Genomic DNA, 13251 nt, shown 5'->3' with positions numbered 1-13251 from the left:
GGATCGAACAGGGCTTGGCGGGGGATCATGGGTGGGCTCCCTTTGCTCTTTCTTGTTCCCCGGCGAAGGCCGGGGCCCAGTCGGGAGACGTCGCTTTGGCGGACGCTGCGTTCCCTTACCGCGACCTTTCCAACTGGCCCCGGCCTTCGCCGGGCAACAGGTTTGTTGTCGGATCAGGCGAGCGGCAGTCTTTCCAGCCGTCGGCGATCGTGCGCTATGCGGCGGAACAGCGCGTCGGTGGCGGCGCGGTTGGCGGCGACGTCCCGGGGCGTATCGGGGCGGGTGCCGATCAGGCCGGCGTCGAGGAGCGATTGCCAGTGGCGGACGGCGTCTTGCTGCGCGTCGCTGATGGGGGCGTGGATGATGGCGTGATGCATCGGTGTCGTCCTCTCGCTGGCTGCGTCGGACGGGGGAGTTATACCGAAAAGGGGGTTGTAGGACAGCGCGCGCCGCGAGGCTGTAGCGCAGCTACAGACGAGCGCACCGGCGCGCGCCCGGCCAGCGGCGCTATAGCGCCGACTGACGACGCGGCTTTGCCGCGGCGGGGCTTACATTTTCGCGTTTACAACCGGTCGTAAGAAGCGAGGTGAAATTCAATCAGCACCCCATTCGAGTCTCGGAGGCGAGATCGCTTTGAGTGAAAGCACAGCCATTCTGCCCTGTTGTAGAATTCGATCGCTACCACGTCCTCCTACCTGCTGAACAAGGTTCATGGTGCCTAGAACCCGTGCAAGCTGATCCTTAAACAATTCTGGATACTGACTGATACTATGAAACCACCCGCGAGTGCCATTAAGATACCTTCTATTCAGTGCTACACCGTCTCGCGCTAAAACCAGGCCAGTTACCTCTTTCATTTGGTTGGTGCCCATGAATTTAGTTTTAGCTTTATTCAATTGAAGTCCGAGGGGCAAGAAGTGCTCTTCGATGCGCTGAACAAAGCTATCTGGTATGCGTGAATAAGAGGAAAAGGTTAGGTCATCAGCATAGCGAGTGTAGGTCGCGCCGTGTGACTGTGCAAGATTACGAAGATGAATGTCACATTCGGCGAGAATCATATTGGAAATCTTAGGGCTTGTAGGTGCGCCCTGTGGCAAGGCGCCATCAAGAGTGCAAAGATCTGCCATGAAATTAGAAACTTTGTAACTATACCCAAGAGCGCAAAAAACGTCGCGCACCTTGCTGTGACTTAGGGAAGGAAAAAAATCCTTTACGTCAACATTAAGGAGGTGATTGCACCCTTGATGGGCCTTGGCGTTATCGATGAAACTGCGTCCACGCGAAAAGCCGTAGACAAACGGCAAATCAGAACTGTTCTCTAGAATGGTATCAAGCACCCACCACTGCACCACCTTTAAGAAGGTCCTTGGTGCGGAGATCAACCTGATCCCTCCTGAGCGCTTTCTTACTTCGAACAACCGATAATGCTTCTGAGGTGCTGTGGCGAGACTCCGAATCATTAACGGATTGACGCCGATATACTTCGCTATATCGAAGGGGTGGTCAATCCGTGGGAAATGTGACGGGACGCTAGACGGATCAAGTTGATCAAAGAGCCGTAGCTGTTTTTCTGAGCTCTCAATGAAGCTCAAAAACGCAGGGTGCGAGATCAATGGATAGGTGCGGAGCGACACAATTTACCAACCGTAGTTGCTTTGAGCGCGCATCTGGGGCGGCGTCCATCCGTGGCTGCGGTCCGCGGATGGACGCCGCCCCAGATGCGTGCCTGTTTATCCCAGACCAAACTACCTCCGATCACTGCAACAGTGACCTATCGCGAGTGCCGCTCCGCCTCGCTCGATTACGCTTCCGGGTTTCCTTCAGCAAGTGCATTCTTCTCGCCTCGATCAAATAAGAAATTCCTGTTTGTTGAAAAAAGTGCTCACCCTTATCGGTAAGCATGTAACGCTGTCCTTCGTAGAGGCACAGGAAGCTGTTGTTGCGAAGTGTTTCAATTTCAATGTGAACGCTGTGCTTCAACGCTGCGTACTCAGGAACATCCGTAAGGATCCGCTTGACACCTTCGACAATGTCACCAAGTCGGCCCGGTTGAACGAGCTTGACCGCCATTACTACGATGGCGTGACGATTAAGCGCTTGTGCCATGCATAACCTTATGGATGAACAATCTTTCTTGATATAAAGAGATAAACTTATCTACCTCTGGGAGAGCTGTGCTGGGATCTGCGTAATCCACCCAGCGGAGCCAAGCGCCTAGCGTTGTGGCTAGGGCGAAAACACTCGGGTTGACATAACTAGTTTCAGCTTCAAACTGACGATCAGCAAGGATGAGCATCTTTGATGCTACGTCCTTATGTCCGGCCCAGGCGCCAAGCTCGCAAAATGAACCTGGACTGTCGGGGATCATAATGACGCACTGACACTGTGTTACGGCAAGGAATGTTTCTGAAACTACTGCGCTAGGCGTTGAGGGGATCGCTTGATCCGCCATCTCCTTTACGCCACGATGTTCTCCCAGTATCACTGCGTGCCCGCGACTCTCTATATAATCTTTTATAGCTAATCGGAGTCTGCTTGACGCGCGAGCCTTGCTCCACTCGTCTGTGGTCCATTCCCGTCGGATAATCGGACCCGCGACGAAAACCCGCACCCTCTGCGATGTCTTCTCTGCGGCGAACGCGAGGTCTGCCTCTGCTATCGGACGCGTATAGGGTTGCATCACTCAGCGACGCGCTATCTTGAAGCTGCGGTCTCCTGTAAAGTCGCTTTTGCTCATGCGTACAGACAACCGAAGATATACCTTGTCGTCAAGGATACTTGCACGTGCGCCGCGCTAAGCAGGCGCCCGTCAGACAAGTCCATCGGATGATCTCCAACCGTTGCGCCGATTTTGTGCACGTCGGCTAAACACGCGTCAAAGGAAGGTGCAGATTTCTAGGATGCGGCTTGCCGCTGCGCGGCTAGTCCTCCTCTCCGGGCAAGCTCGAGGAGCATCTAACACTACTCAGCCGCCACAGCCTCGCGCTTCCCCAGCAACGGCGCAAGATACTTCCCCGTAAAGCTCCGCGGCTCCTGCGCCACCACTTCCGGCGTGCCTTCGGCGACGATCTCGCCGCCCTTGACGCCGCCTTCGGGGCCGAGGTCGAGCACCCAGTCGGCGGTCTTGATGACGTCCAGGTTATGTTCGATCACCACCACCGTGTTGCCCTGCTCGACCAGCGCGTGGAGCACTTCGAGGAGCTTGCGGACGTCCTCGAAGTGGAGGCCGGTGGTGGGCTCGTCGAGGATGTAGAGCGTGTTGCCGGTGGCGCGGCGGGCGAGTTCCTTGGCGAGCTTGACGCGCTGCGCCTCGCCGCCCGAGAGCGTCGTCGCCTGCTGGCCGACCTTCACGTAGCCCAGGCCCACCTCGACCAGCATCGCCATCTTGTCGCGGATCGGCGGCACCGCCTTGAAGAACTCCGCGGCGTCCTCGACCGTCATGTCGAGCACGTCGGCGATGCTGAGGCCCTTGAACTTCACCTCCAGCGTTTCGCGATTGTAGCGCGCGCCGTGGCACACGTCGCAGGTGACGTAGACGTCGGGGAGGAAGTGCATCTCGATCTTGAGCAGGCCGTCGCCCTGGCACGCCTCGCACCGGCCGCCCTTGACGTTGAACGAGAAGCGGCCGGGCTTGTAGCCGCGCGCCTGCGCCTCGGGCAGGCCGGCGAACCAGTCGCGGATCTGGGTGAAGGCGCCCGTATATGTCGCCGGGTTCGAGCGCGGGGTGCGGCCGATCGGCGACTGGTCGATGTCGATCACCTTGTCGAGATGCTGGAGCCCGGTGACCTTGTCGTGCTTGCCGGCGAGGATGCGCGCGCCGTTCAGCTGGCGCGCGGCGGCGGCGTAGAGCGTGTCGATGGTGAAGCTCGACTTGCCCGAGCCGGAGACGCCGGTGATGCAGGTGAAGGTGCCGAGCGGCACGCTCGCGGTGACGCCGGTCAGGTTGTTGGCGGTGGCGTTGTGGACCGTCAGCTTCTTGCCCGAGCCCTTGCGGCGCTTGGGCGGCACGGGGACTTCGCGGGTGCCGTTGAGGTAATCGGCGGTGACGCTGGTTTTGGATTTCAGGAGCTGCTTGAGCGTGCCCTGCGCCACGATCTGGCCGCCGTGGACGCCGGCGCCGGGGCCCATGTCGATGACGTAATCGGCGGTGCGGATCGCATCCTCGTCATGCTCGACGACGAGCACGGTGTTGCCGAGATCGCGCAGGCGGCGCAGCGTGGCGAGCAGCATGTCGTTGTCGCGCTGGTGCAGGCCGATCGAGGGCTCGTCGAGGACGTAGAGGACGCCCGACAGGCCGCTGCCGATCTGCGAGGCGAGGCGGATGCGCTGGCTCTCGCCGCCGGAGAGGGTGCCGGAGGTGCGGTCTAGGTTGAGGTAATCGAGGCCGACGTTGTTGAGGAAGCCGAGGCGCTCGACGATTTCCTTGAGGATCCGCTCGGCAATGGCGCGCTGCTGCGGGTTCAGGTGCTGGGGGAGGTCGGTGAAGAACTGGAGCGCGTCGACCACCGAGAGATGGGTGGCGTGGCTGATGTCCTGCATCGCGACCTTGACCGCCAGCGCCTCTGGCTTGAGGCGGGCGCCGTTGCAGACTTCGCAGGGTTGCGAGCTTTGGTACTTGCTCAGTTCCTCCTTCATCCAGGCGGATTCGGTTTGGAGCATGCGGCGGTTGAGGTTGCCGATGACGCCCTCGAACGGCTTGTTGACGTCGTAGCTCTTCTTGCCGTCGATGAAGGTGAGGGTGACGGGCTTGCCGCGGGTGCCGTGGAGGATGGTCTGGTGGATCTCGGGCGGGAGATCGGACCAGGGGGTGTCGAGGCTGAAGCCGAACTCGCGCGCGAGGCTGCCGAGGACCTGCATGTAATAGGGGGAGGGCGGGTTGGACTTGGCCCAGGGGACGACGGCGCCCTTCTTGATGGTGAGCGCGTGGTTGGGGACGACGAGGTCTTCGTCGAAGATCAGCTTTTCGCCGAGACCGTCGCACGCCGGACAGGCGCCTTGCGGGGCGTTGAAGGAGAACAGGCGCGGCTCGATCTCGGCGATGGTGAAGCCGCTGACGGGGCAGGCGAACTTCTCGGAAAAGACGATGCGGTTGGCGGGAATGCCGGCGTTCTTCATCGCGCCGCCGGATGCGGCCTCATCCTCGCGGCCGGGCACGACGCCGTCGGCGAGATCGACATAGGCCAGCCCGTCCGCCAGCTTGAGCGCGGTTTCGAAGCTGTCGGCGAGGCGGGTCGCGATATCGGGGTTCACCGCTAGGCGATCGACCACCACCTCGATGTCATGCTTGTACTTCTTGTCGAGCGCGGGGGCTTCGTCGATCTCGTGGATCTCGCCATCGATGCGCACGCGGGTGAAGCCGGCCTTCTGCCACTCGGCGAGCTCCTTGCGGTATTCGCCCTTGCGGCCGCGCACGACGGGGGCGAGCAGGTACAGCCGCGTGCCCTCGGGCAGCGCCATGACTCGGTCGACCATCTGCGACACCGTCTGCGCGGCGATCGGCTCCCCGGTGACGGGCGAATAGGGCACGCCGACGCGCGCCCAGAGGAGGCGCATGTAATCGTAGATCTCGGTCACCGTCGCGACCGTCGAGCGCGGGTTGCGGCTGGTGGTCTTCTGCTCGATCGAGATGGCGGGGGAGAGGCCCTCGATATGGTCGACGTCGGGCTTCTGCATCAGCTCGAGGAACTGGCGCGCATAGGCGGAGAGCGACTCGACGTAGCGGCGCTGGCCCTCGGCGTAGATGGTGTCGAAGGCGAGGCTCGACTTGCCCGAGCCCGACAGGCCGGTGATCACCGTCAGCGTATCGCGCGGGATATCGACGCTCACGTCCTTGAGATTGTGCTCGCGCGCGCCGCGGACGGAAATGTGGGTCAGCATGCCTAAGGTTCTACTTCCGTTCCGGTCGGGAGGATAGACCCGGGATGTAGGAAGCGTGGTGCAGGGATGCGAGTGGGGCGGCGTCTAGCGCGGCTGGTTTCGCCGAAGCGCCGCGAGCTTTTGGCGCGCCAGTTTTGCCTTGTCTGCATCGCCGAGGCGATCATGAACCTCGGCAAGCGCCGACAGGGTCGAAACATGGTCGGGTTCGCGGTCATAGGCCTCGCGCAGCTTGCGGCGCGCGGTTTCGAGATCCTTCAGATGGACTGCCAAAACGCCCTCGCCGCGGAGCAGGGCGACGCTGGCGGGATGAAGGGTGCGGGCGCGATCGAAGTCCTGGCGCGCGCGTGCGATATCATCGGTCCAGACATAGGCCATGCCGCGCCCGACCAGCGCATATTCGTCGTTGGGATCAATGGCCAGAACGCGGCTGTGGTCGGCGATCGCCTGCTTGAAGGCGCCGGTTGCGACATAGGCCTCGGCGCGATTTGCGTACCCGTCTTTGTTATCCGGCCGCAGCCGCAACGATCGGCTGAAGTCCTCAAGCGCGAACTGAAATTGCCCACCGGCCAAGTACAGCAGGCCGCGATTATGAAGGGCGTAGGAGTCCCCCGGAACGAGGTCGATCGCCCGGTTGTAATCGTCGATTGCCTGCTCGGCGTCGGCGAGCTCGTGCCGGGCGATTCCGCGGTTACGGTACAGATCGTTGCGGTCCTCGCGCGACAGATCGGATTGGGCCAGGGCCTCGTCGCAGGCGGACAGCCGCTCCTGCGGCGTGAGCGCTTGGGCATAATCAAGGCAGCGCTCGCGGCTTTGCGATGAGATCGTGGTCACCGCCATCCACAGCATCAGGCCGCCAATTACGGAGTTCCAGCCCATGGAGGCCCAGAAGCGTCTGGGGTGAGCGTCGCGTCGGTAGGTGCTGCTGAGGCCGCGGATCATCGGTTCGATGCTGCCGGTGGCCATCGCCTTCACCACGGTGAAGAGGGCGAGCACGCCAAGCGCGCCAAGCAGCAGTGGCATGAAGCTGGGGGAGCGCGCGAACCGTTCCGCCGCCGGTGTGAAGATGAAGAACGCGAAGGCCAGCAAGCCGGCGAGGATCGAGCCGCTGATCGCTAGCTGGCGGTGGGAGCGCCACGACAGATCCACCGGCGGCGCGGTGATGTCGCGTCGGCGAGGATCATGCGCGATGTGCCGGAACACATAAAGGGCGGGTTGATAGCCGATCGCCGCAATCGCGAGCAGGAGCCAGACCCGGACCGGAACGTCATCGAACATCTGGACCGCTCGTGGCCTGGGACGCGGTGATCGGCAAGCGGGACGATCACGAGGGTTTGGACGCCGAACAATTCGTTTCGCTACGCAGGGAGAATGAGTCTCAACAATGTCACATGGTTGCAACAGGCTCGTCAAAAAGTTGCGCGCGAAACTATAAGTAACTTGATGGGGGTGGCTGCAAGCTGTCTGTAGGATGAATGGGCACAAAGGCCAAAAAAGAGGGTTTATGAAAATCAATGCTTTGCTGAGCGCCACAGCGCTCGCGTGCAGCTGGGCGCTGGCGCCGGCGGTGATGGCGCAAACCGCGCCGACCGATACGACGGCAGACGCAAGCGCCGACACCAGCGCGAACGACGTCGCTGGCGCGACCAATGCCGGTGCGGGTGACAACGACATCGTCGTCACGGGCTCGCGCATCTCGCGGCCGAACCTCGATACCGCGATTCCCGTAACGACGTTCACTGCAACGCAGTTGAACAATGTCGGCCAGGTGTCGATCGGCGAAACGCTGAACCGCCTTCCCGCGCTGCGCTCCACGCTGAGCCAGGCAAACTCCACCGCGAGCATCGGCACCGCCGGCCTTAGCGCGCTTGACCTGCGCGGGCTGGGCACCGATCGCACGCTGGTGCTGGTCAACGGCCGCCGCCATGTCTCGGGCGATCCGGGCAGCTTCCTGGTCGACACCAACTCGATCCCCAACGACCTGATCGAGCGCGTCGATGTCGTCACCGGCGGCAATTCGGGCGTTTATGGTTCGGACGCTGTGTCGGGCGTCGTCAATTTCGTGTTGAAGCAGGATTACGACGGCCTGTCGGCGAGGCTGCAGGGCGGCATCTCCGATCGCGGCGATCGCGGCTCGTACCTGGGCAGCATCGTTTGGGGCAAGAATTTCGCGGAAGGCCGCGGCAACATCACCTTTGCGGCGGAATATGCCAAGTCGGAGCCGCTGTATTTCGCACAGCGCAACGAGCAGACCGGCGCCTATACCGGCGTGCCAGGCTTCTATCAGACCGAGCGCACGACCTTTGTGAACCCGGATGGCAGCGCCCGCAACGAGCCGCCTGCCGGCAACGGTGTCCCTGACCGTTCCTATTTCCCGGGCGGCCCGGGCAACACGTTCGGCATCATCTCGCTGGGCGGCATGGTGATCACGTCCTGCCCCGCGGCGAGCGCCACCAACGCAGCGCTGCGCGCCGCGGTCTGCACCGGCCAGTCGTCGCCGACGGGCGGTCTCCTGTCGAACAACTACGCCTTCCTTCAGGATGGCTCGTTGGTGCGTGACATTCCGGCGATCGACAATCGCAACGTCGGTGGCGGCGTGTTCGGCGGACGTTCGGCTTCGGGCGTCGAGGGCGCGATGCTGCTGCCGGGCCTGGAGCGCGCCAACTTCAACCTGATGGGTCATTACGACGTATCGGATGCGTTCCAGCCGTTCTTCGAGGCGAAGTACGTCCGCATCACCGCGAACCAGACCTCGACGCAGCCGACCTTCGTCAACGGTCGCCTGTCCCCGGCCTTCTCGCTTAACAATGCGTTCCTGACCGACCAAGCGCGCGCGACGCTGAGGGGCATCCTGCCGGCAGGCGCGACCAACTTCAACTTCTTCCGCTTCAACAACGACATCGGCACCCGTGCCGAGGATCACAAGCGCGAAACCTATCGCTTCGTGGCTGGTGCGCGTGGCGACCTGGTCGACAGCGGCAACTGGAAGTATGAGGCGTCGGTCAACTACGGCCGCACCGAAACCTATTACGAAACCGGCGGCAACATTGCCGTGCAGCGGTTCAATCGCGCGACCAATGCCGTGCGCAACGCGGCTGGGCAGATCGTCTGCGCCGTGAACGCCGATGCAAGCACCGCCAACGACGATCCGGCCTGCCGCCCGATCAACCTGTTCGGCGAAGGTGCCCCGCAGACGACGCCGGATGGTATCGCCTATGTGCTGGCTGACTCATCGCGCAAGCAATGGGCGGAGCAGTTCAACGCGCTTTACTATGTCAGCGGTAATTCCGCCGACTGGTTCAGCCTGCCGGGTGGCCCCGTGCAGGTGGCGTTCGGTGCCGAATATCGCCGTGAGGATTTCTTCTCGGGTTATGACGAATTCACCAAGGGTGAATATGCGCCGGGCCAGTCCAACACCTTCCTGAACGCCATTCAGGACAGCAATGGGCCCGCGACGAGCGTGTTTGAAGCGTTCGGCGAGTTGCGCATCCCGCTGCTGGCGGACCTGCCGTTCGTTCACGAGCTGTCGCTGGAAGGCAACGGCCGCGTGTCGAAGTACAACTTCCTCAGCGATCCCGTGTACACGTGGAACGCGGGCGGCGTCTTTGCGCCGATCCCAGACATTCGTTTCCGCGTGAACTACGGCAAGTCGGTGCGCGCACCGAACCTGGACGACCTGTACGGTGGCACCAGCCAGACGTTCGCCAACAACTTCATCGATCCGTGCAGCCAGGACGTGATCAACCAGGATCCGAACCGCGCTCGCAATTGCGCTGCGGCCGGCGTGCCGACCACGATCACCCTGCCGGATGGCACGGTGCGCCCGTGGACCAATGCGCCGACCTCGGGCATCCTGGGCACCAATGGCGGCAATTCGCTGCTGGAGCCGGAAACCAGCTACAGCTTCACGGTCGGTGCGGTGCTGCAGCCGCGCTTCCTGCCCGGCTTCTCGCTGACGGTCGATTATTACAACATCCGCATCAACAATGCGATCGACGTGATTTCGCCGCAGCAGCTGGTCAACCGTTGCTATGACGATCCGGTCGGGCTGAACAACCAGTTCTGTCCGCTGGTCAATCGTCGTCGCTCGGCCGATGGCATCGCGGACTATACCTTTGCGGGCCAGCAGGGCCGCCGCTTTGCCGGTTTCCCCGATTTCAACGTCGGGATCGTCGGCAACGGCTTCACCAACAGCCCGTTCAACTATGCGAGCCTGAAGACGAGCGGCATCGATGCGGCCGCCGCCTACACGCATGAGTTCACGCCCGACATCAAGCTGAACCTGCGCGCGGTGGCGAGCTGGCTGGCGACGCGCAATCGTTTCACCTTCCTGAACGATCCGGATCGCTACACCCGCTTCAAGAGCACGCTGGGCGATCCCGAGTGGCGCGGCCTGCTGTCGGCTAACCTGCAGGCGGGGCCGTTCGATATCGCGCTGACCAGCCAGTATATCGGCAAGCAGTCGATCGACGCGTGGAACGTCCAGCACACCGAGCAGGACCGTCCGCCGACGAACGCGGATCGCAACCCGTTCCTCTACTACCCCGACGTGTTCATCCACGATGTCCAGTTCGGCATCCGCGCGAACGACCAGTTCCGCCTGTACTTCGGTGTGGACAATATCGGTGATCAGCTGCCGCCATATGGCCTGACCGGCACCGGTTCGGGCGACGCGAACGTCAGCTCGATCTTCCCGGTGACCGGCCGGTATTTCTACGCCGGCGTCAACGTGAAGTACTGATCGCATCGATCGATGGAATGAGAGAGGGGGGTCGCTTCGGCGGCCCCTTTTTTTGTGCGAGCGGGCCGATTACCGAAGCAGATCGTCGCGCACGAACAGGACGTTGTCGCGTTGCTGGTAGATCGGCCTGAGGCCGAGGCCGGCGAGCGAGCGGACCGCGCGGCGCACCTTGGCCGGGGAGGTGGGGGTGTCGAACTCGACGCAAAGCACCTTGGGCGCGATCCGCCGTTCCGCGAGATCGGCGATCACGATGTCCCATGATCCCTCGATATCGATCTTGAGCAGATCGATCCGGTCATGCCCGAGGCGGGCCATGATCGAGGGCAGGGTTTCGGCGGGAACCAGCACGTACTTTCCGGTGGCGTGAATGTCGCGTGTGGAAAGATTGACGTGGTTGTTGTTCATCGGCGCGTAGAATTGCAGGGTGGTGTTGCTGTTCCACACCGCCACCGGTTCGAACCGGTGGTTGGGGCGCCGGTGCGCCAGCCCTTCCATATAGGCGACGGCGCGAGGCGTTGGATCGAAGCTGATGACCTGAGCGCCGCATTGTTCGGCCAGGTCCATATCGAACGTCGCGTCCAGCCCGACGCCGACGCAATAGCAGATCCAATCCGGCGTGATCAGCGACGCAGGGACGGTCCAGGCGCCGGCGCCTTCGCCCAGGGCGCGCAGCGCGAGGCTCTTGCCCGGCTCTGCCAGAAGGCGCGGGATGACGACGCGCGCCAGCCCCTTGTTGAACCCGTTATACGTCCGGCGCGCCAATCCTTGGATGCTGGGCATGACACTCTTTCTGGATGTGATCTGCGTGCCCGGAGTGCCTGTTTGTCGTTCGGGCGTCGAGGCGGCCGGCGGGGAACATGATCCGCATCGGATGTCGCTGGTGAGGCTGCGGCCCGACCGACGTGGTCGGAGTTCGGCGAGTTCATCCGGCGTTCAGCGTTGACGACTACAACCGTAGTCGATAGGGAGAGAGCGCCATGCGGGACTATCTTGTCACCATTACCACGGCCACTTTGGCGGCTTGGCTGTTGCAGGCGGGGGCACCCCCGGCCTGCGCCGGTGGCGTTGCCACCGTTTCGGCTGCTATCGCGACGCGATGACGATCAGCTTTCATCTCGCGCGGGCCAGCAACGGTGTGATCGGGCGCGACGGCGGGCTGCCATGGCATTTGCCGGCGGACTTGAAGCGCTTCAAGGCACAGACGCTGGGTCGACCGATGATCATGGGGCGACGGACGTTTGAGAGCTTTCCCGCGCCGCTGCCGGGGCGGCGCCACATTGTCCTGACGCGCGATCGCGGCTGGGCGGCGACGGGCGCGGAGGTGGCGCACACGCCGGACGCAGCGCTGGCGTTGGCCGATGTGGGGGGCGGCGCGGATGCGGCGGTGATCGGCGGGGCCGAGGTGTTCGCGCTGTTTCTCGACCGCGCCGACCGGGTGGAACTGACCGAGGTTCATGCCGCGCCGGCTGGAGACACGGTCGTGCCGGCGTTCACCGGCTGGCACGAGGTGTTCCGGGAGGATCATGCGGCAGAGGGTGATCGCCCGGCGTACAGCTTCGTGACCCTGCATCGCTGAACGGGACCGCGCCGACACTGGTGTGTGCGGACGGGCGCGGCTATGCGCCGTTGCATGGAGCAGCACGGGATCATTCGGCTGGACGGTAGCGCGACGCTGCCCGAGGATCTTCGCGGCGGCATCGTCGCGCTGGGCAATTTCGACGGCTTTCACCTCGGGCATCAGGCGGTGGTGGGCCGGGCGGTCGAGCGGGCCCGTGCGGAAGGGCGCCCGGCGCTGGTGGCGACGTTCGATCCGCATCCGATGCGCTATTTCAAGCCGAACACGCCGTGGTTCCGCCTCTCCACGCTGGAGCAGCGCGCCGCCCTGATGCGCGCGGCGGGCGTGGATGCGGTGCTGGTGCTCGCCTTTGACGAAACCATGGCGGACTTGTCGAGCGAGGCGTTCGTTCATGAGCGGCTGCTGGGGCAGCTGGGCGTCGCAGGCGTGGTGACGGGCGAGGATTTCACCTTCGGCAAGGGCCGTTCGGGCAGCGTCGCGGGGCTGGGTATGCTCGGGCGGGCGCATGGCTTTTCGACCGACACGGTAGGGGCGGTGGAGCTGGGCGGTGAGACCGTTTCCTCCACGCGCATCCGCGCTGCGCTGCGCGACGGGCGGCCGCGCGATGCCGCGGCGCTGCTGACCCGGCCGTTCGCGATCGCGGGCGAGGTGCGGCATGGCGACAAGCTGGGGCGCGAGATCGGTTATCCCACTGCGAACGTCGATCTCGGCAATTACCTCCGGCCGGCGTACGGCATCTATGCGGTGCGCGTGACCCTGGCCGATGGGCGGGTGGTGGACGGGGCGGCGAACCTGGGCATCCGACCGAGCTTCGACCCGCCCAAGGAATTGCTGGAGCCGTATCTGTTCGATTTTTCCGAGGATCTCTACGGCCAGGTGATCGAGGTGGCGCTGATCGACTATCTGCGGCCGGAAGCGAAGTTCGACACGCTGGAGGCGCTCAAGGCGCAGATGGAGCGGGATTGCGAGCGGGCGCGGGTAGTGCTGGCGCGCTGACGTTGCTTCGTCACCCTGGGCTCGACTCGGGGTCCCGCTGCCTTGCCCGTGGCCAGAAGAAGAA

9 protein-coding genes are annotated in these 13251 nt (G+C 63.1%); 3 read left to right on the top strand and 6 right to left on the bottom strand.

The features are described from left to right. Positions 1 to 173: 173 nt before the first annotated feature. The 5 genes from SPHI_RS10215 to SPHI_RS14705 all read right to left on the bottom strand — a co-directional run bounded on the left by SPHI_RS10215 (position 174) and on the right by SPHI_RS14705 (position 7287). A complete protein-coding gene (locus SPHI_RS10215) occupies positions 174 to 377 on the bottom strand; it encodes a hypothetical protein (RefSeq protein WP_076744823.1) in 204 nt (67 codons plus the stop codon). 216 nt (positions 378 to 593) lie between these two features. Then, a complete protein-coding gene (locus SPHI_RS10210; protein WP_083719931.1) occupies positions 594 to 1460 on the bottom strand; it encodes a reverse transcriptase family protein in 867 nt (288 codons plus the stop codon). Positions 1461 to 1755: 295 nt separating this feature from the next. Continuing rightward, the gene (locus SPHI_RS14885) at positions 1756 to 2106 is read right to left on the bottom strand and encodes a hypothetical protein (protein WP_144036184.1); all 351 of its coding nucleotides are present in this window, start codon (positions 2104 to 2106) and stop codon (positions 1756 to 1758) included. Positions 2107 to 2961: 855 nt separating this feature from the next. Next, on the bottom strand, positions 2962 to 5877 hold the full coding sequence (gene uvrA / locus SPHI_RS10200; RefSeq protein WP_076744820.1) for an excinuclease ABC subunit UvrA: 2916 nt from the start codon (positions 5875 to 5877) through the stop codon (positions 2962 to 2964). 84 nt (positions 5878 to 5961) lie between these two features. Then, the gene (locus tag SPHI_RS14705; protein ID WP_158049678.1) at positions 5962 to 7287 is read right to left on the bottom strand and encodes a tetratricopeptide repeat protein; all 1326 of its coding nucleotides are present in this window, start codon (positions 7285 to 7287) and stop codon (positions 5962 to 5964) included. 91 nt (positions 7288 to 7378) lie between these two features. Here SPHI_RS14705 and SPHI_RS10190 point away from each other — a divergent pair, with 91 nt between their 5' ends. Further along, positions 7379 to 10615, top strand: a complete 3237-nt coding sequence (locus SPHI_RS10190) for a TonB-dependent receptor domain-containing protein (RefSeq protein ID WP_076744818.1) — start codon at positions 7379 to 7381, stop codon at positions 10613 to 10615. A 69-nt stretch (positions 10616 to 10684) separates the two neighbouring features. Here the strand turns inward: SPHI_RS10190 and SPHI_RS10185 are convergent, their stop codons facing one another. After that, positions 10685 to 11395, bottom strand: a complete 711-nt coding sequence (locus SPHI_RS10185; protein WP_076744817.1) for an FkbM family methyltransferase — start codon at positions 11393 to 11395, stop codon at positions 10685 to 10687. A 316-nt stretch (positions 11396 to 11711) separates the two neighbouring features. Between SPHI_RS10185 and SPHI_RS10180 the strand changes: the two genes are divergently transcribed. Continuing rightward, positions 11712 to 12191: a dihydrofolate reductase gene (locus tag SPHI_RS10180; protein WP_076744816.1), complete on the top strand. Its 480-nt coding sequence runs from the start codon at positions 11712 to 11714 to the stop codon at positions 12189 to 12191. A gap of 69 nt (positions 12192 to 12260) precedes the next feature. Next, a complete protein-coding gene (locus SPHI_RS10175; protein ID WP_076744840.1) occupies positions 12261 to 13187 on the top strand; it encodes a bifunctional riboflavin kinase/FAD synthetase in 927 nt (308 codons plus the stop codon). Positions 13188 to 13251: the final 64 nt, after the last annotated feature.

Source organism: Sphingomonas jeddahensis (genome assembly GCF_001981525.1).
Lineage (GTDB): Bacteria > Pseudomonadota > Alphaproteobacteria > Sphingomonadales > Sphingomonadaceae > Sphingomonas > Sphingomonas jeddahensis.
The sequence above is the reverse complement of the archived record's forward strand: the minus strand, read 5'-3'. Positions and strand labels throughout refer to the sequence as shown.

Bases quoted from the DNA above. Each gene is read 5' to 3' on its own strand.
- SPHI_RS10190 (WP_076744818.1), top strand. From the start codon at position 7,379: ATGAAAATCAATGCTTTGCTGAGCGCCACAGCGCTCGCGTGCAGCTGG.
- SPHI_RS14885 (WP_144036184.1), bottom strand. From the start codon at position 2,106: ATGGCACAAGCGCTTAATCGTCACGCCATCGTAGTAATGGCGGTCAAG.
- SPHI_RS10185 (WP_076744817.1), bottom strand. From the start codon at position 11,395: ATGCCCAGCATCCAAGGATTGGCGCGCCGGACGTATAACGGGTTCAAC.
- uvrA (WP_076744820.1), bottom strand. From the start codon at position 5,877: ATGCTGACCCACATTTCCGTCCGCGGCGCGCGCGAGCACAATCTCAAG.
- SPHI_RS10180 (WP_076744816.1), top strand. From the start codon at position 11,712: ATGACGATCAGCTTTCATCTCGCGCGGGCCAGCAACGGTGTGATCGGG.
- SPHI_RS10215 (WP_076744823.1), bottom strand. From the start codon at position 377: ATGCATCACGCCATCATCCACGCCCCCATCAGCGACGCGCAGCAAGAC.
- SPHI_RS10210 (WP_083719931.1), bottom strand. From the start codon at position 1,460: ATGATTCGGAGTCTCGCCACAGCACCTCAGAAGCATTATCGGTTGTTC.